Annotated in this window: 17 protein-coding genes; 13 read left to right on the top strand and 4 right to left on the bottom strand. The window is 70.6% G+C overall.

Going from position 1 to position 17,653, the window contains the following annotated elements:
* Nucleotides 1-151: 151 nt before the first annotated feature.
* From ACFWZ1_RS16700 to ACFWZ1_RS16715, 4 genes are all read left to right on the top strand, one after another.
* Nucleotides 152-2,191 (top strand): bifunctional 2',3'-cyclic-nucleotide 2'-phosphodiesterase/3'-nucleotidase, encoded by a 2,040-nt coding sequence (locus ACFWZ1_RS16700; protein WP_439667263.1) that lies wholly within the window; start codon nt 152-154, stop codon nt 2,189-2,191.
* Nucleotides 2,178-3,119 (top strand): homoserine kinase, encoded by a 942-nt coding sequence (locus ACFWZ1_RS16705; protein ID WP_439667264.1) that lies wholly within the window; start codon nt 2,178-2,180, stop codon nt 3,117-3,119. Before ACFWZ1_RS16700 ends, ACFWZ1_RS16705 begins: the two co-directional genes overlap by 14 nt.
* A 5-nt stretch (nt 3,120-3,124) precedes the next feature.
* Entirely contained in the window at nt 3,125-4,435 is a 1,311-nt protein-coding gene (thrC, locus tag ACFWZ1_RS16710; RefSeq protein WP_439667299.1) for a threonine synthase, read from the top strand.
* A gap of 139 nt (nt 4,436-4,574) precedes the next feature.
* Nucleotides 4,575-5,447 (top strand): CPBP family intramembrane glutamic endopeptidase, encoded by an 873-nt coding sequence (locus tag ACFWZ1_RS16715; RefSeq protein WP_231322348.1) that lies wholly within the window; start codon nt 4,575-4,577, stop codon nt 5,445-5,447.
* A gap of 36 nt (nt 5,448-5,483) precedes the next feature.
* Here the strand turns inward: ACFWZ1_RS16715 and ACFWZ1_RS16720 are convergent, their stop codons facing one another.
* Nucleotides 5,484-6,593 carry a diguanylate cyclase gene (locus ACFWZ1_RS16720; protein ID WP_439667265.1) on the bottom strand — a complete coding sequence of 370 codons (1,110 nt, stop codon included), beginning with the start codon at nt 6,591-6,593 and terminating at the stop codon, nt 5,484-5,486.
* A gap of 198 nt (nt 6,594-6,791) precedes the next feature.
* Here ACFWZ1_RS16720 and ACFWZ1_RS16725 point away from each other — a divergent pair, with 198 nt between their 5' ends.
* Nucleotides 6,792-6,959 carry a hypothetical protein gene (locus ACFWZ1_RS16725; protein ID WP_231322353.1) on the top strand — a complete coding sequence of 56 codons (168 nt, stop codon included), beginning with the start codon at nt 6,792-6,794 and terminating at the stop codon, nt 6,957-6,959.
* 193 nt (nt 6,960-7,152) lie between these two features.
* Nucleotides 7,153-8,082: a 4-hydroxybenzoate octaprenyltransferase gene (ubiA, locus tag ACFWZ1_RS16730; protein ID WP_439667300.1), complete on the top strand. Its 930-nt coding sequence runs from the start codon at nt 7,153-7,155 to the stop codon at nt 8,080-8,082.
* A gap of 103 nt (nt 8,083-8,185) precedes the next feature.
* Here ubiA and ACFWZ1_RS16735 read toward each other — a convergent pair whose 3' ends face one another.
* Together ACFWZ1_RS16735 and ACFWZ1_RS16740 are read right to left on the bottom strand one after the other, a co-directional pair.
* A complete protein-coding gene (locus tag ACFWZ1_RS16735) occupies nt 8,186-8,902 on the bottom strand; it encodes a ComF family protein (protein WP_439667266.1) in 717 nt (238 codons plus the stop codon).
* A gap of 15 nt (nt 8,903-8,917) precedes the next feature.
* Complete coding sequence (locus ACFWZ1_RS16740; RefSeq protein ID WP_439667267.1) at nt 8,918-9,124, bottom strand: hypothetical protein; 207 nt, start codon at nt 9,122-9,124, stop codon at nt 8,918-8,920.
* A 143-nt stretch (nt 9,125-9,267) separates the two neighbouring features.
* Between ACFWZ1_RS16740 and bioB the strand changes: the two genes are divergently transcribed.
* The 7 genes from bioB to treF all read left to right on the top strand — a co-directional run bounded on the left by bioB (nt 9,268) and on the right by treF (nt 16,671).
* Complete coding sequence (bioB, locus tag ACFWZ1_RS16745) at nt 9,268-10,269, top strand: biotin synthase BioB (protein WP_439667268.1); 1,002 nt, start codon at nt 9,268-9,270, stop codon at nt 10,267-10,269.
* 8 nt (nt 10,270-10,277) lie between these two features.
* On the top strand, nt 10,278-11,459 hold the full coding sequence (gene bioF, locus ACFWZ1_RS16750) for an 8-amino-7-oxononanoate synthase (RefSeq protein WP_439667269.1): 1,182 nt from the start codon (nt 10,278-10,280) through the stop codon (nt 11,457-11,459).
* A 27-nt stretch (nt 11,460-11,486) separates the two neighbouring features.
* Entirely contained in the window at nt 11,487-12,380 is an 894-nt protein-coding gene (locus ACFWZ1_RS16755) for a sulfurtransferase (protein ID WP_439667270.1), read from the top strand.
* Nucleotides 12,377-13,150, top strand: coding sequence for a pimeloyl-ACP methyl ester esterase BioH (gene bioH, locus ACFWZ1_RS16760; protein WP_439667271.1), 774 nt, complete (start codon nt 12,377-12,379; stop codon nt 13,148-13,150). Before ACFWZ1_RS16755 ends, bioH begins: the two co-directional genes overlap by 4 nt.
* Complete coding sequence (gene bioC, locus ACFWZ1_RS16765) at nt 13,147-14,025, top strand: malonyl-ACP O-methyltransferase BioC (protein ID WP_231322366.1); 879 nt, start codon at nt 13,147-13,149, stop codon at nt 14,023-14,025. The genes bioH and bioC overlap by 4 nt, the downstream gene beginning before the upstream one ends.
* A gap of 292 nt (nt 14,026-14,317) precedes the next feature.
* Nucleotides 14,318-15,085: an SDR family NAD(P)-dependent oxidoreductase gene (locus ACFWZ1_RS16770; RefSeq protein ID WP_439667272.1), complete on the top strand. Its 768-nt coding sequence runs from the start codon at nt 14,318-14,320 to the stop codon at nt 15,083-15,085.
* Entirely contained in the window at nt 15,082-16,671 is a 1,590-nt protein-coding gene (gene treF / locus ACFWZ1_RS16775; protein ID WP_439667273.1) for an alpha,alpha-trehalase TreF, read from the top strand. The genes ACFWZ1_RS16770 and treF overlap by 4 nt, the downstream gene beginning before the upstream one ends.
* A gap of 78 nt (nt 16,672-16,749) precedes the next feature.
* Here treF and ACFWZ1_RS16780 read toward each other — a convergent pair whose 3' ends face one another.
* On the bottom strand, nt 16,750-17,619 hold the full coding sequence (locus ACFWZ1_RS16780; protein ID WP_439667274.1) for a DUF72 domain-containing protein: 870 nt from the start codon (nt 17,617-17,619) through the stop codon (nt 16,750-16,752).
* Nucleotides 17,620-17,653 lie beyond the last annotated feature (34 nt).

Here is a 17,653-nt window from a genome sequence, read left to right on the forward strand (position 1 = left end):
CGTCTGTCCTGTCTGTACTGTGTGTAGTAGTACAGTCGTCCTTGCGGCCTGTCAAGCGCCGCAGGCCGGGACAGGACAGCGCAGCGCCGCCCTTCGCTCCGTCGATCTGCTACGTTCCCGGCCCTGCCCGTTTGCTGCCGGACGTTTCCCGATGTCGCTTCGCCCGCTGTTGCCCCTGCTCGCCGCCGTCGTGCTCGCCGGTTGCGCCTCCAGCCCCATCGCGCCCGCCGTGGCACCCGATGGCACCCGCGCCGACGTGGCGATCCTGGAAACCACCGACGTCCATGCGAACGTGCTGAGCTGGGACTACTTCAAGGCCAAGGACGACCCAACGGTTGGCTACGAGCGGGTCGCCACGCTGATCCGCCGCGCACGCGCCGAGTTCCCCAACAGCTTCCTGTTCGACAGCGGCGACACCATCCAGGGCACCGTGCTGGCCGACTACCAGGCGATGGTCGCGCCGCTCGGCTGCGCGCAGGAACTGGCCATCTACCAGGCAATGGACGCGGTCGGATACGACGGCGGCACCGCCGGCAACCACGAGTTCAACTACGGCCTGCCGTTCCTCTCGCAGGTCACCGGCACCCCGATGGAGATCGACGGCAAGCGCACCGCGCATTGCTCGGGCCCGCACTTCCCGCTGGTGCTGTCCAACGTGTTCGACGCGAAGAGCGGCCAGCCGATCTTCAAGCCGTGGAGGATGGTGAAAAAGACCATCGAGGCCTACAGCGCCGACGGCAGCCGCCTGCAGGTGCCGCTCAAGGTGGCGATCATCGGCTTCACGCCGCCGCCGATCCTCAAGTGGGACCAGCGCAACCTGCAAGGCAAGGTCAGCGTCAGCGGCGTGGTCGAGGCGGCGCGGCGCTACCTGCCGCAGATCCAGGCGCAGCACCCGGACCTGGTGGTGGCGATCCTGCACGGCGGGCTCAACACCGCGCCGTACACCAGCGACATGGAGAACGGCGGCTGGTACCTGGCCGGCGTGCCGGGCATCGACGTGCTGCTGCTGGGCCACTCGCATACCGAATTCCCGGGGCCGCGCTACGAAGGCATGAAGGACGTCGACGCCAGGCGCGGCTTCGTGCGCGGCAAGCCGGCGGTGATGGGCGGCTTCTTCGGCAAGGACCTGGGCGTGATCAAGCTGGCGCTCGAGCGCACGAACGGTCGCTGGACCATCGACCGCGACGACACGCACAGCGAGGTACGCCCGATCTGCCCGCGCAAGAACCAGTGCGTGCCGGTCGACCCGACGATCGCGCCGCTGGTGGCGCAGGCGCACAATGCCACGGTGGCCTACGTGAACACGCCGATCGGTGAGGCGAAGCTGCGCCTGTCGAGCTATTTTTCCGACGAGGGCGACATGACCGCGCTGGCGGTGGTCAACGCCGCCCAGCGCGACTACGTGCAGCGTGAACTGCCCAAGCTGCGCCCGGAACTGGCCGGCGTGCCGGTACTCGCCGCGGCGGCCGCCTTCCGCACCGGTTTCGGCGGTCCCGACGACTACACCGACGTGCCGCCCGGCCCGCTCACCCTGCGCAGCGCGGCGGACCTGTACTTCTATCCGAACACGCTCGCCGCGGTGAAGACCGATGGTGCGGGCGTGAAGGCGTGGCTGGAGAAATCGGCCGCACGCTTCAACCGCATCGACCCGGCCAGGACCGGCGAGCAGGCGCTGATCAACACCCACGTGCCGGGCTTCAACTTCGACCAGATCCAGGGCGACCTCGCCTACGTTATCGATGTGAGCAAGCCCGTCGGCGAGCGCATCGTGGAGCTCCGGTACCAGGGCAAGCCGGTGACGCCGGCGCAGCCGTTCATCGTCGCCACCAACAACTACCGCGCCAGCGGCGGCGGCAACTTCCCCGGGCTCGACGGCAGCAACACCGTGCTCGCTTCGCAGGATGGCGTGAGAGAGATCGTCGCCGCCTGGCTCAAGCGCATCGGCACGCTCGGTCGCGCCCAGCTGCCCGGCGCCTCGTGGCGCTTCGCGGCGCTGAAGACGCGCGGCGCGGTCACCTTCACCGCCGCTGCGGGCAAGCAGGCCATCGCCGCCGCCGATGGTGCGACGGGCATCCGCCAATTGCGCGAGAACGGCGACGGCACGGCGACTTACGCGATCGACCTGGCCGGACCCGTGCCGCCCAAGGTCGACGGTCAGCCGCGCCATCGCCACCGCCATGCCGGCCACTGAGCCTTCCCCATCGGTCGCCAGCGCCTTCGCCCCCGCCTGCGTGGGCAACGTCGGCGTGGGCTTCGACATCCTGGGCCACACGCTGGCTGGCGCCGGCGACCGCGCGCAGGTCAGGCGCATCGACGAGCCGGTGGTGCGCATCGCCGCCATCGAGGGCGTGGTGCGCGACCTGCCACTGGAAGCCGAACGCAACACCGCCGGCGCCGCGTTGCTCGCGCTGCGCGCCGGACGGGCTCTTTCGCACGGCTTCGAGCTGACCCTGCACAAGGGCATCGCGCTGGGCTCCGGGATGGCCGGCTCGGCGGCCTCGTGCGTGGCTGCGCTCATCGCCGCGAACGCATTGCTGGATGAGCCGCTCCCGCGCGAGGCGCTGTACGGCTTCGCGATGGACGGCGAGGCGGTGGCCAGCGGCGGGCGCCACGGCGACAACGTCGGTCCGCAGCTGCTCGGCGGCCTGGTGCTTGCGACCGCCACGCGGCTGGTGCGCATCCCGGTGCCGGCGGCCTGGCATTGCGCGCTGGTGCATCCGCATTGCGTGCTGGAAACCCGCCGCGCGCGCGCGGCGCTGGCTGGAAGTTACGCGCTGTCCGATTTCGTCACGCAGAGCGCCAACCTCGCGCAGGTGATCGCCGGCTGCTGGCGCGGCGACGCGGTACTGGTGCGCGAGGGCCTGAAGGACGTCCTGGTCGAACCGCGCCGCGCGCCGCTGGTACCCAACTTCCCCCGCGTGCAGCAGGCCGCGCTCGACCACGGTGCGCTGGGCGCCAGCATCTCCGGCGCCGGCCCCAGCGTGTTCGGCTGGTTCGAGGACGCATCCCGGGCGACCGCCGCCGCCGACGCGATGCGCGCCGCGTTCGCCGAAGCCGGCCTGGACAGCGACGTGCTGGTCGGCCCCATCGACGGCCCGGGCGCGCAGCTGCTCGCATGAGCGCGCTGCGCTACCTGAGCACGCGCGGGAGGGCGCCCGCGGCCACCTTGAGCGAGGCGATCGCCGCCGGCCTGGCGCCGGACGGCGGGCTGTACGTGCCCGAACGCCTGCCGTCGATCGACCTGGACGCATTCGACCCGCTCGGCGACCTGGCCGCCACCGCAAGCACCCTGCTCGCGCCGTTCTTCGCCGGCGATCCGCTGGCCGACGCCCTGCCCGCGATCTGCGCCGAGGCGTTCGCCTTCGATGCACCGCTGCGCCCGCTCGCGCGCCCGGACGCGTCGCTGCTGGAGCTGTTCCACGGCCCGACCGCCGCTTTCAAGGACTTCGGCGCAGGCTTCCTCGCCGCCTGCCTGCGCCGGCTGCGCGCGGCCGATGCGCCGCCGCTCACCATCCTGGTCGCCACCTCCGGCGACACCGGCGCCGCGGTGGGCGCCGCGTTCCACCAGCCCGGCCCCGGGCGCAGCGGCGTGCGCGTGGCGATCCTCTACCCCGACGGCCGCGTCTCGCCGCGCCAGGCGCACCAGCTGGGGAGCTTCGGCGACAACGTGCACGCATTGCGCGTGGCCGGCAGCTTCGACGACTGCCAGCGCATGGTGAAGGCGGCCCTCAACGACCCCGCGCTCAGGCGCGAGGTGCCGCTCAGTTCCGCCAACAGCATCAGCCTCGGCCGGCTGCTGCCGCAGATGAGCTACTACGCGCACGCCGCCCTGCGCTGGCACCGGAGCCACCGCGCGCCGCTCGGTTTCATCGTTCCGACCGGCAACCTCGGCAACGCCCTGGCATGCCTGTGGGCGCGCCGCATGGGCCTGCCGATCGGCGACATCCGGCTGGCCTGCAACGCCAATCCCACGCTGCCGGAGTTCTTCGCCGGGGCCGAGTACAGTCCGCGCGATGCCGCCGCGACCCTCGCCAACGCCATGGACGTGGGCGCGCCCAGCAATTTCGAGCGACTGCGCTGGTCGTTCGACAACGACGACCACGCCCTGCGCCACGCACTCTCTGCCCGCAGCGTCGACGACGCCACCATACGCGCCACCCTGCTGAGCCACGCCCGCGACCATGGCGAAATCGTCTGTCCGCACACGGCGACCGCCCTGGCGCTGCTTGAGGGGGAGCCGCAAGGCGACGCACATCACTGGGCGGTGGTCGCGACCGCGCATCCGGCGAAGTTCGAAGCCGTGCTGGAGCCTCTGCTCGGCCAGGCGGTCCCGGTGCCGCCCGCGCTGGCCGCCATGCTCGGGCGTCCGTCGCAGGCGGCGCCGATGCCCGCGGAGAACCAGGCCCTCGCTCAGTGGTTGCGCAAGCTCGCCTGACCGGTCACCCGCGGAGCGGGAACCACGAGGGAGCCGAGGGCGTTCCGGCATGTGACGAACGGCATCCGGCCGAACGGGCTATTTACGGGAGGGCGGCAAAGCCCTGACGCTGCGCTTCGTCCACAGGCAAGGAGCGCACATGAAACAGTTCTTCCGCGATCGGCAGGGATCACTGCGCAACGGGTGGTGGATCCTCCTCTTCCTCGCCTTGTTCGTGGCGAGCCAGCCGGTCTACACCCTGGCGTCGAAAGCGGTGCAACGGCTCGGCGTGGACAAGCCGTGGCTCGCGCCCCTGCCGGTGGTCTTCCTGCTGCTGGTGACCTGGGCCTGTTTGCGATTGCGCAGGCAGCCCCTGGCCGCGGTCGGACTGCGACTGGACCTTGCCTGGGCGCGCGGGGCTTTCGCCGGGGCGGCGCTCGGGTCTGCGCTGATCCTGGCCGTGGCGGGCCTGATCGCGCTTTCCGGCGGCGTCCGCTTCCATCTCGATCCGGCCCGCAGCGTCCGCGCACTGGCGATGGGCGCGTGGGCGTTCACATGGGTCGCGCTGCTGGAGGAGCTGCTTTTCCGCGGTTTCGTGTTCCAGCGACTGGTCGACGGCATCGGTCGCTGGCCCGGGCTGCTGGCGATGGCGGCGCTGTTCGCGCTCGCGCACTGGGGCAATCCCGGCATGGAGGGGCCGACGCTGGCCTGGGCCTCGATCGACACGGTGCTTGGCGCGCTCCTGCTGGGGCTGGCCTACCTGCGCACCGGCTCGCTGGCGCTGCCGATCGGCATCCATTTCGGATGGAACTGGGCGCAGGGCGCGCTGCTCGGCTTCGACGTGAGCGGCTTCGGCCAGGCCGGCTGGCTGCTGCCGGAAATGCTCGGTGGGCCGCAGTGGCTCAGCGGCGGCGCGTTCGGTCCGGAAGCGAGCATCTTCGCGGTGCTGGTGGACGCCGTGGCGGTGTGGCTGATGTGGCGCTGGAGCGGCAGCGCGAGCGCGCGTGAGGCCATGCTGGCGCCGTTGGGGTAATCCATACGGACGTCTGGACGTCCGCCGCCCGCCGGCTCAGAACAGGTCGATACTGCCGGTGCTCATCGGCTCGGCCACCAGCGCACCCTGGCGGACCAGTTCCTCGTAGCCGTGGGTGCGGTTGCGGCCGTGCTCCTTGGCGAAGTACAGCGCCTTGTCGGCGCGGTCGATCACCGTCTCCGGGTAGTCGCCCATCGCGGCCAGCGCGTAGCCTACGCTGACGGTCACGTGGCCGACCTGCGGGAACAGGTAGCTGGCGACCCGCTCGCGGAAGCGCTCCAGCGCGCGGCGGGCCTCGGCCTCGTCGTGGCCGGCCAGCAGGATCACGAATTCCTCGCCGCCGAAGCGGAACAGCACGTCGCCCTGGCGGAAGCTGGCGCGCATCTGCTGCGCCAGCAGCAGGATCACCTCGTCGCCGTAGATGTGGCCGAAGGTGTCGTTGATCCGCTTGAAATGGTCGATGTCGAAGATCGCCAGCCATACGCCATCGGACGCGGCGCGGCCGGCGCGGCGTTCGTCTTTTTCCCTGGCCGCGCCCGGGCAGTGGAACAGTCGCTGCAGGTGGCGCTCGAAGGTGCGTCGGTTGTACAGGCCGGTCAGCTTGTCGCGTTCGCTCTCGTTGAGCAGGGTGATGTAGTTGGCGTAGATCCGCGCGAAGCCTTCGGCCAGTGCGTGGGCGCCGTCCAGCGGAGCATCCGATTCGAGCTGCAGCGCGCCCAGCGCGCGTCCTTCGTGCAGGATCGGCACGTACAGGCAATGGCCCTCGGCGTTCGCCTCGGCATGGCTTTGCTGCTGGTCCATGCAGTGCCAGACCGGGGCCAGTGCGGGATCGTCGGCGTCCGGCGCGCAGGCGCGCAGCGAGAACACGCCTTGCGCGTCGGCGGCACAACGCACCAGGCTTTCCACGTGCCGGCCGTCGACCGCGCGCTTGCACAGGACGACCGCGCGTGCCGGCGCCAGCTCGGCCAGCGACAGCGCCAGTCCGTGGTCGAGCGCGTCGATGTCGCGGTGATGGGTGAAGGCGGCCACCGAGTCGAGCAGGCGCGCCTGCGCCGGCGGCATGGGGCTTCGCAGCGTCGGCGCGGCCCCGGGCAGGATCCGCGCGGGCGCCGCATCCTGCGCAACGATGTCGTATGCCACGGACATACCCGGCCTCCTGCGGATAAAGGGGCGCTTGCCTTCCGGCCGTCGCTTGCACGACGGGTACCTTCGCTCGGGGTATCGGCCGCCACGGGGCGTGCTTGAGCGGCGTGTCCCGAACTGTGGCGCAGCACACCTTTTGCGCGCGCTTGACGGGTGTTGCGCAACGCTGGTGTCCCTCCATCCCCGCCTGGAGCCAGTGCCATGCCGAACAACCCCCAGCATCCCGAACCGCCGATCGCGCAGCCGGGCAAGCAGCGTCCGGAAGAGGAAATCCGCAACCCGGGCCACGCCAGCCCCGCCCGCGACGCCGACGCCGATCCACTCGGCAGCCCGCTGGACGAGAACGACCCGCTGGACCCGCTGCCCTGAGCCTTGCCTGAGTCTTCTCCCGGCCGGGTAGCCTTCGGGCGGACGAGGTTTGCGGGGAGAAAAGCGCCGTGCCGCCCAGATCCCGGCGAGGCGCCGGGCTAAACTGCCGCGCATGGCTCCTCCTCCACGCAAGCGCCAGCGCCGCACGCCGCCGACCACGACGCGGCCGCGCCCCGCCGCACCCGTCCGCCCGATCCGTCCGGCCGACAGTTCGACGCGCGCCACGCGCGTGCTCGACCTGCTGCTGCGCCCGCTGCCGCCGCACTGGCGCGAAAAGGCCGCCGACTATCTCGTGCTCACCCGCATGGATCGCCCGATCGGCGCGCTGCTGCTGCTGTGGCCGACCTGGTGGGCGCTGTGGCTGGCCGCCGGTGACTTCCCGCCGTGGGGCCCGCTGGTGATCTTCACCCTGGGCGTGTTCGCCATGCGCTCGGCGGGCTGCGCGATCAACGACTACGCCGACCGCAAGCTCGACCCGCAGGTGGCGCGCACCGCCGGCCGGCCGATAGCCAGCGGCCGGGTCAGCCCGCGCGAGGCGCTGGTCGTGTTCGGCGCGTTGCTCGCGTTCGCCTTCGTGCTGGTGCTGTTCACCAACGCGCTGACGATCAAGCTGTCTTTCGCCGGCGCCGCGCTGGCGGCGATCTATCCGTTCACCAAGCGCTGGACCTACCTGCCGCAGGTCGTGCTGGGCGCGGCGTTCGGCTGGTCGATCCCGATGGCGTTCGCGGCGGTGACCAACACGGTGCCGCCGCTGGGCTGGCTGCTGTTCCTGGGCAACATCCTGTGGTCGGTGATCTACGACACCGAGTACGCGATGGTCGACCGCGACGACGACCTCAAGGTCGGCGCCAAATCCACAGCGATCCTGTTTGGCGATGCGGACGTGCCGATCCTGGGGATGCTGATCGGCACGTTCATGCTGGCGATGCTGTTCGTCGGCCAGCGCGCACAGCTGCCCTGGCCATACTGGCTCGGCCTGCTCGCCGCCGCCGGCCTGTTCGGCTACCAGCTTTGGCTGATCCGCACCCGCGCCCGCGACGCCTGCCTGGCCGCGTTCCGGCACAACAACTGGGTCGGCCTCACCTTGTGGATCGGCATCGTGCTCGGCCTCGCCGTGAAGTGAAGCGTCCGCAGGTCGGGTTGGAGCCCCTCCCTACGTCGTTGTGCCGCGCGGTGGGGGAATAGCCGTTCCCCTCTGTCCCAGTCGAAGGCCGCGCGTTTCGGGATCACCGTTGCCGCGACGACGGCGCCCGGGCCAGCGCCCACACGTCCACCCGCGCCACGCCCGCCCGCTTGAGGACCCGCGCACATTCGGCCAGCGTCGCGCCGGTGGTCATCACGTCATCCAGCAAGACCACGTGCGGGGGCAGCGGCGCCCCGTCGCGCAGCGCGAACGCCCCGTACACGTTGCGCCGCCGCGCAGCCGCATCGAGCTCGGTCTGCGCCACGGTGGCGCGCGAACGGAGCAGTCCGTCGTGGCGCACGGGGATGTCCAGCGCACGACCGAGCGGCCGCGCCAGCTCCAGTGCCTGGTTGTAGCCGCGCTGGCGCAGGCGCGCACGATGCAGCGGCACCGGCAGGATCAGCGCGGGCCGCGCGACCGGCGGCACCGCGCACTGCCACAGCCGGGCCAGCGTGCGACCGGCGGCCAGGTCGCGGCCGAACTTGTAGCGCGCCTCCAGCCGGTCCAGCGGCCAGCCGTAGCGGAACGGCGCCCACGCCGCATCCCACGGTGGCGGCTTGCGCTGGCAGGCGCCGCACATCGCCACCGCGCTGGGCAAGGGCAACGCGCAACACGCGCAACAGCTGGTATTGCGCGGCAATTCCGCGGCACAGGCGTGGCAGAGATCCAGGCCGTCACCACCGGCGTCGCCGCACAGCAGGCAGCGCCATGGCAACAGCCAGGCATGCAGGCGGGAGAGTGGACGGACAAGCGCTTCCATGCGCATCGGCGGGTTTCAGTCCTTGGGCTTGTACAGCGCCGCATCGAGGATCGACCACAGATGGACGATCCAGCCCATCCACACGAACCACAGCGCGACGGCGAGCACGAACATGATGATCGCCTTGAGCAACCGTCCCTGCACCAGCTGGCCCAGGCCGGGAATGAAGAAACTGCACACCGCCGCGATGACGTTGCCGGTGCTGCCCTGACCTGCGCTCATCTGCCTGGCTCCGTGGGGTGGGTACGCCGATGGTAGCCGACGGGCGTGGACGCAAAGTCCGTCAACCTGATGCCCATCTCGTCGGTTGACAGACGCAAGGCCCCTTCCCACACTGCCGCGTCCCCACGCGGAGCCGCCGCCTCATGTTCCCTGCCCCGATCCGCCACGACTGGACGCGCGCGGAAGTCGCCGCGCTGTTCGCGCTGCCGTTCAACGACCTGCTGCATCGCGCGCACGCGGTCCATCGCGAGCATCACGACCCGAATGCGGTGCAGGTCTCGACGCTGCTCTCGATCAAGACCGGCGGTTGCCCGGAAGACTGCGCCTACTGCCCGCAGGCACAGCGCTACCAGACCGGCGTGAAGGCCGAGAAGCTGATGAGCGTGGAGGCCGTGCTCGAGCGCGCACGGGCCGCCCGGGACGCCGGCGCCAGCCGGTTCTGCATGGGCGCGGCCTGGCGCAGCCCCAAGGACCGCGACGTCGCGAAAGTGGCCGAAATCGTTTCCGCGGTGAAAGGCCTGGGCCTGGAAACCTGCGCCACGCTGGGCATGCTGAGCGGCGAGCAGGCCGACACGCTCAAGCAGGCCGGCCTGGACTACTACAACCACAATCTCGACAGCGCGCCGGAGTTCTACGACCAGATCATCCACACTCGCGAGTACCAGGACCGCCTGGACACGCTCGATCACGTGCGCTGCGCGGGCCTGAAGACCTGCTGCGGCGGCATCGTCGGCATGGGCGAATCGCGCGAACAGCGCGCGGGGCTGCTGCAGACCCTGGCGAACCTGCCCGAACATCCGCAGTCCGTGCCGATCAACCAATTGGTGCAGGTCGAGGGCACGCCGCTGCATGGCACCGCGGCACTCGATCCGTTCGAGTTCGTGCGTACCATCGCGGTCGCGCGCATGCTGATGCCGGCCTCGATGGTGCGCCTGTCCGCCGGCCGCCAGCAGATGGACGAAGCGGTGCAGGCACTGTGCTTCCACGCCGGCGCCAACTCGATCTTCTATGGCGAGAAGCTGCTGACCACCGGCAACCCCGACGTCGCCGCCGACCGCGCGCTGTTCGCACGGCTGGACCTGCATCCGCTGGAAGTGGTCGAACACTCGGGCACGGTGCACGCCGACATCCTTCAATCCGCCTGATCGCCGCCGTGCGTCCCGACCTGCTGCAGCGACTGGTCGTCCAGACATCGGAACGCGCACAGGCGGATCTGCTGCGCCGGGCGCGCACCGTCGATCACGCCGAAGGTCCCTCGCTGGAGATCGGCGAGCGCCGCCTGCTCGCCTTCTGCTCCAACGACTACCTGGGCCTGGCCCAGCACCCGCAGCTGATCGCCGCCTTCAAGCGCGTGGCCGACGACGAAGGCGTGGGCAGCACCGCCGCGCACCTGGTCTGCGGCCACCGTCGCGAGCACGCGATGCTGGAGGAAGCGTTGGCCGACTGGACCGGCCGCGAGCGTGCACTGCTGTTTTCCACCGGCTACATGGCCAATCTGGGCGTGATGCAGGCGCTGCTCGGCCGCGGCGACCTGTGCGTCCAGGACAAGCTCAACCACGCCTGCCTGCTCGATGGCGCCACGCTCGCCGGCGCCGTGCTTCGCCGCTACCCGCACGGCGATGCCGCTGCCGCCGCGCGCCAGCTGACCGGCGATGCTCCGGCGCTGCTCGCGACCGACGGCGTCTTCAGCATGGACGGCGACCGCGCGCCACTGCGCGAACTGGCCGCGCTGTGCGGTCGCGAAAACGCCACGCTGATGGTCGACGACGCGCACGGGCTTGGCGTGCTCGGTCCCGAAGGGGCCGGCAGCGTCGCCGAGGCGGGTCTGGGCCCGCGCGAGGTACCGGTGTTGATGGCCACCCTGGGCAAGGCGCTGGGCAACCATGGCGCGTTCGTCGCCGGCTCCGCCGCGCTGATCGTGGGGCTGACCCAGTTCGCCCGCACCTGCGTCTACACCACGGCCATGCCGCCGGCGGTGGCTGCCGCGGCGCTCGCGGCGGTGCGGCTGGCACGCGAGGACAACTGGCGGCGCGAGAAGCTCGTCGCGCTGGTCATGCGCTTCCGCACCGGTGCCGCGCAACTGGGCTTGCCGCTGGCCACTTCGGACACGCCGATCCAGCCGCTGCTGCTGGGCGATGCCGCCAGCGCACTCGCCGCGGCACAGGCGCTGGAAGCGCGAGGCCTGCTGGTGACCGCGATCCGTCCGCCCACGGTGCCCGCCGGACAGGCGCGCCTGCGCATCACGCTGAGCGCCGCACACGAGGAGGAGCATGTCGACCGCCTGCTCGAAGCGCTGGCGGCGTTGCCGCGGGGCGAAAGCGCCGCGCCGGTATAATCGGCGACTCGCCGCGCCCCTTCCCGCATGATCGTCAACGTTGCCGCCTACCGTTTCGTCCCGCTCGCGGACCTTCCCGCGCTGCGCGAATCCCTGCGCGCGCGCGCCGAGGCGCTGGCGCTCAAGGGCACCATCCTGCTCGCGCCCGAAGGCATCAACCTGTTCCTGGCTGGCACCCGCGAGGCGGTCGACGATTACCTCGGCTGGTTGCGCCAGGACACGCGTTTTGTCGACCTGCCGGTGAAGGAGTCGTTGTCCTCGGAGGTGCCGTTCGGACGCCTGCGCGTGCGGCTCAAGCGCGAGATCATCACCCTGCGCGCGCCAGTCGCGCCGCACCAGGGCCGCGCACCCGCGGTCGAGGCGGCCACGCTGAAGCGCTGGCTCGACCAGGGCCACGACGATGCGGGTCGCGAGGTCGTGCTGCTGGATACCCGCAACGACTACGAAACCGACGCGGGGCGATTCGCCGGCGCGCTCGACTACCGCGTGCCCAGCTTCACCGCGTTGCCCGACGCGGTCATGGCCGACCGCGAGCGCTATCTCGGCAAGACCATCGTCTCCTATTGCACCGGCGGCATCCGCTGCGAGAAGGCCGCACTGCATCTGAGCGAGCTGGGGTTGGGCGCGGTGCTGCAGCTCGAGGGCGGAATCCTGAAATACCTGGAAGAGACCGACGGCAGCCATTGGGAAGGCGAGTGCTTCGTGTTCGATGGAAGGGGTGCCGTGGACCGCCACTTGCGACCGGCTGAGCTCCCTCTTCCTTCCGGGGAGAGGGCTGGCGTGAGGGGCGGCTCTTGCGGGGAGCCCGCATCTGAAACCGCCGCGCCAGCAACCTTCGCCGCGAGCCCCGGCCCCTCACCCCAGCCCTCTCCCCCCTCTTGGGCAAGAGCCGGGGGAGAGGACGCAGAAGCCTCGTCATGACCCTGCATATCGACAAGGTGGGCCACGGCCCGCAGCCGCTGGTGTTGCTCCACGGCTGGGCCATGCATGGCGGCGTCTTCGCGCCACTGATCGAAACCCTGGCCGCGCGGTGCACGCTCTACGTGGGCGACCTCCCCGGCCATGGCCACTCACGCGCCTGCGGCCTGCCGCTGGAACCACGCGCGATCGCCCATGCCATCGCCGCAGTGACGCCGCCGGCCCCGTGGCTGGGCTGGTCGCTGGGTGGCCTGGTCGCGCTCACCGCCGCACTCGACATGCCCGACCAGGTGCGCGGACTGGCGATGCTTTGCGCCACCCCCAGATTCGTGCGCGGCGCGGACTGGCCGCACGGCAGCGACGCCGCCCTGGTGCACCAGCTCGCGACGGACCTCGAAACCGACTACCACGCCACGCTCGAGCGCTTCCTCGCGCTCGAAGCGATGGGCAGCGCCGACCCCAAGGCCGAGCTGCGCCGCCTGCGCGCGGAGGTGTTCGAACGCGGCGAGCCGGAGCTGCGCGTGCTGCAGGAAGGCATCGGCCTGCTCGAACGCAGCGACCTGCGCGCACGCCTGCCGCAGCTTTCGGTGCCGAGCGTATGGATCGCTGGTCGCCGCGACCGCCTGGTGCCGCCCGCCGCGATGGCCTGGTCGGCCGAGCGCTGCGGTGGACGCTTCGTGGAGATACAGGGCGCCGGCCATGCGCCCTTCATCGGTCACGCCGATGCCGTGGCCGACGCCCTGCAGTCCCTGTTCGCGGAAACCCCGGCATGAGCACGTTCCATCTCGACCGCGCGCGCGTGCGCCGCAACTTCGCCCGCGCCGCGGCGACCTATGAGCAGCACGACGTGCTCCAGCGCGAGGTGCAGGCCGACCTGCTTGGCCGTCTGGACTTCTATCTGCAGGCGCCCGAGCGCGTGCTGGACGTCGGCGCCGGCACCGGCCGCGGTAGCGCGTTGCTGAAGAAGCGCTATCCGAAGGCCCAGGTGATCGCGGTGGACCTGGCACAACCCATGCTGCACGCGGCGCGCAAACATCAGGCGCTGTTGCGGCCGTTCCAGCGCGTCTGCGCCGAGGCCACCGCACTGCCCCTGCCTGACCGCAGCGTCGACGTGCTGCATTCCAACCTGTGCTTCCAGTGGATCGACGACCTGCCGGCGCTGTTCGGCGAGTGCGTGCGGGTGCTCAAGCCCGGCGGACTGCTCGCCTTCTCCAGCTTCGGCCCCGACACGCTGAAGGAACTGCGCGCCGCCTGGGCCGCGGTGGACCAGCACTCGCACGTCAGCCGCTTCCTGGACATGCACGACGTGGGCGACGCGATGATCAACGCGGGCCTGCGCGACCCGGTGCTTGACGTCAACCGCTACACGCTCACCTACGGCGAGCCGCGCGCGTTGCTCAAAGAGCTCCAGGGCCTGGGCGCCACCCATGCCGACCGCGCGCGCGAACGCCACCTCACCGGCAAGAGCCACTACCGCGGCATGCTCGCGGCCTACGAGGCAATGCGTGTGGACGGGCGTATCCCGGCCACCTGGGAAGTGGTGACAGCGCACGCCTGGGGGCCGCCGCCCGGCCAGGCCCGGCGCACGCCCGAGGGCGAGATTGCGACCTTCTCGCTGTCCAGCCTGCGCGGCTCGCGCCGGCGCTGAAGCTCGGCGGCCGACATCCCCTGCCGGCGCGTCTGAGCTCCAGCGACGGAGCCCACGGCCGCGAACATACCGCGGCGGCGCGCGCGGCCGAGGCGCCCCGCGAGCCGCACGACGGGCAGCAGGTGCGCGTTCATCCATCGCCCCGTCGGGAGCGAAGCCTCATTGACCCGTGCGGCGCGCCAGGCCGTGTCGGGGCGGTCGGCGGAGCATTGTGTGAGGGCGCGCCGCTGGCGCCGTCTTCACCCGCGCGCGCCTATTGTGGGCAGCCTCATCCACTTCCGAAGGAGCCGCGATGGGGTTGCAAGGCAAGGTCGCACTGGTCACCGGCGCGGCACAGGGCATCGGTCGCGCCATCGCGCTGCGGCTGGCGCAGGAAGGGGCAGCGGTGGTGATCGAGGATCGCGTCGCCAACGACCGCGCCCGCGAAACCCTCGCGCAGGTACAGGCGACCGGCGCACGCGCCTGCCTGATCGAGGGCGACGTCGCCCAGGTCGAGGCCGTCCAGCGCGTGATGGCCGAGGCGGTGGCGCAGATGGGCCGCGTCGACATCCTGGTCAACAACGCGGGTGTGGAGCGGCGCGCCGGCTTCCTGGACGTCACCGAGGCCGATTACGACCTCGTGCTGGACGTCAACCTCAAGGGCGTGTTCTTCCTCACCCAGGCATTCGCCCACCACGTGCGCGACCGCGGCGACGGCGGTCGCATCGTCAACATCAGCTCGGTGCACGAGGAACTCCCCTTCCCGCACTTCGCCAGCTACTGCGCCAGCAAGGGCGGCGTGAAAATGCTGATGCGGGACCTGTCGGTGGAGCTGGCACCCTTGGGCATCACCCTCAACAACATCGCGCCGGGCGCGATCAAGACGCCGATCAACGCGCACCTGATGAGCGACCCGGCGTTGGTGAAGGCGCTGATGAAGAACATCCCCCTGCAGCGGCTGGGCTCGCCCGAGGAGGTCGCCGGCGCGGTCGCCTTCCTGTGCGGCGACGACGCCCGTTACATGACCGGCAGTACGTTGTTCGTCGATGGCGGACTGCTGTGGAACTACGCCGAGCAATGAGCGACGACACCAAACGCAGGAACGAGGAAAACGCGGCCAGCGTTCCCAAGGCCGATACGCTCACGCCGGCGGACCGCTACCAGGAACTGTTCATCGCGGTGCAGATGGGTGGCGTGTTCACCGACAGCAAGACCTTCGTCGACTGCGTGCCGCGCGGCGACCCGGAAGACATCCTGGAGTCCTACCGCGAGCGCTGCGACGACGAGGGCTTCGACCTGGCCGGTTTCGTGCACGCCAATTTCGATCCGCCCGAAGTGCACACGAGCCACTACAGGTCCCCGCCCGGGCAGTCGCTCAAGGCGCACATCGACAGCCTGTGGGACGTGCTCACCCGCCACCCGCGCCAGCATCCGCCCAACGCATCGATCCTGCCGCTGCCCAACGACTACGTGGTGCCGGGCGGGCGCTTCGCCGAGCTGTACTACTGGGACTCCTACTTCACCATGCTGGGCCTGGCCGAGAGTGGCCGGCACGACCTGCTCGCCGCGATGGCGAACAACTTCGCCTTCCTCATCGACACCTACGGCCACGTGCCCAACGGCAACCGCACCTATTACCTCAGCCGCTCGCAGCCGCCGGTGTTCGCGCTGATGGTGGAGCTTTTCGAGGACAAGGGCGTGTGCAAGGCGGTCGAATACCTGCCGCGCCTGCGCAAGGAATACAACTTCTGGATGGCCGGCGCCGAGGAGATGCGCCCGGGCGACGCCCGCGACCACTGCGTGTGCCTGGACGACGGCAGCATCCTCAACCGCTACTGGGACGAGCGCGACACGCCGCGCGAGGAGTCCTACCGCGAGGACGTGCTGACCGCGCGCAAGTCGCCGCTGCCGGCGCACCGCGTGTACCGCGAACTGCGCGCCGGCGCGGCGTCGGGCTGGGACTTCAGCTCCCGCTGGTGCGACGGCACCGAGCTGTGCACCATCCGCACCACCTCGATCCTGCCGGTGGATCTGAACGCGTTTTTGTACAAGCTGGAGCGGCAGATCTGCCTGCTCAACCACGCCGTCGGGCAGCGCAAGCAGGCGGAGAAGTTCCAGCAACGCGCGGAGGCGCGCAAGCAGGCGATCGAGCGGCTGCTCTGGAACGACAAGGCCGGCGCCTACCTCGACTACGACTGGCAGCGCGAAGAGCCGCGCGAAGCGCTCAACAGCGCCGCGGCGGCACCTCTGTTCATCGGCCTGGCCAGCCGCGAACAGGCCCATCGTACCGCCCAGGCCCTGCGTGACCGGCTGCTGCGCCAGGGCGGCATGGGCACCAGTGAACAGGACAGCGGCCAGCAATGGGACCAGCCCAACGGCTGGGCGCCGCTGCAGTGGATGGCGATCCGCGGCATGCGCAACTACGACATCGACGCCAACGACATCGCCTGCCGGTGGCTGCGCACCGTGGGTGCGCTCTACAAGAAAGAGAGCAAGCTGGTGGAGAAGTACGTGATCACCCATGACGGCGAAAATGCCGAGGGCGGCGGCGGCGGCGAATACCCGTTGCAGGATGGCTTCGGCTGGACCAATGGGGTGACGCGACGCCTGTTGCACGAGGATCCCCGCAACGAGGCGAACGAGGCGAAGGCGGCGAGCCGGTCGTAGCGCCTCGCAGGGGGCTTTGGGCCCACCATCGGCCTTGCGGCAGCGCGCGATGGACCGAAACGCGCCCTGGCCATCCGCTCAGAGACCGAGCTTGCGCATCAGCGACTGCGCATCGAAGGGCGCATGCACCTTGGCGTCGTTGTCGAAGTAGCAATACACGTCGCGCGATGCGCGCCTTGGCGGCGGTCGCGTGCTCGCGCGCACCGCATCCTCCGGCTCGCCGCCCCGCGCCCATTCACGGATGCGTGCGGCCCAGCGCTCCAGCGCCGCGTCGCCGTAGCCGCTGGTATAGAGCTTCTCGTCGCCGTGCAGGCGCAGGTACATGAAGTCCGCGGTGACGTCCTCCAGGTAGGGCCAGCGGCCGGCGGTGTCGGCCACCACCAGTGCCACCTTGTGCCGGCGCAGCAGGGCGATGAACGCCTCGCAGATGAAGCTCTCGTGGCGGATCTCCAGCGCGTGGCGCAGGCGCCGCTTGCGGTCGGGCGCAACGCTGGCGCCGTGCTTCAGGCGATGGTCGTGCCGACGCGCCAGCGCGGCCGCCTGGTGGGTGTCGCGCGGCAGCGCGCCCAGGAAGTGATCGAACAGCGCTTCGTCGAAGCGCTGGTTCGGCGGGCACTGCCACAGGATCGGCCCCAGTTTCGCGCCCAGCTCGAACAGGCCCGAGGCGAGGAAGTTGGCGAGCGGCCCGTCGAAGTCGCGCAGCCGCTTGATGTGCGTGATGAAGCGCGGCCCTTTCACCGCGAACACGAACCCGCGCGGCGTGGCCTCGTTCCAGCCCGCATAGCTGGCCGGCCGCTGCAGGCTGTAGAACGAGCCGTTGAGCTCGATGCTGCCGACCTGGCGCGAGGCGTATTCCAGTTCGGCCTGCTGCGGCAGGTCCTTCGGATAGAACACGCCGCGCCAGGGCGCGTAACGCCAGCCGGATATGCCGATGCGCAGTGTCGCCACGCTCCGTCCCGTCCGCGGAAACCGCCTTCCATGC

Source organism: Frateuria sp. GZRe14 (genome assembly GCF_051900395.1).
GTDB classification, from domain to species: Bacteria; Pseudomonadota; Gammaproteobacteria; order Xanthomonadales; family Rhodanobacteraceae; genus Frateuria_A; species Frateuria_A edaphi.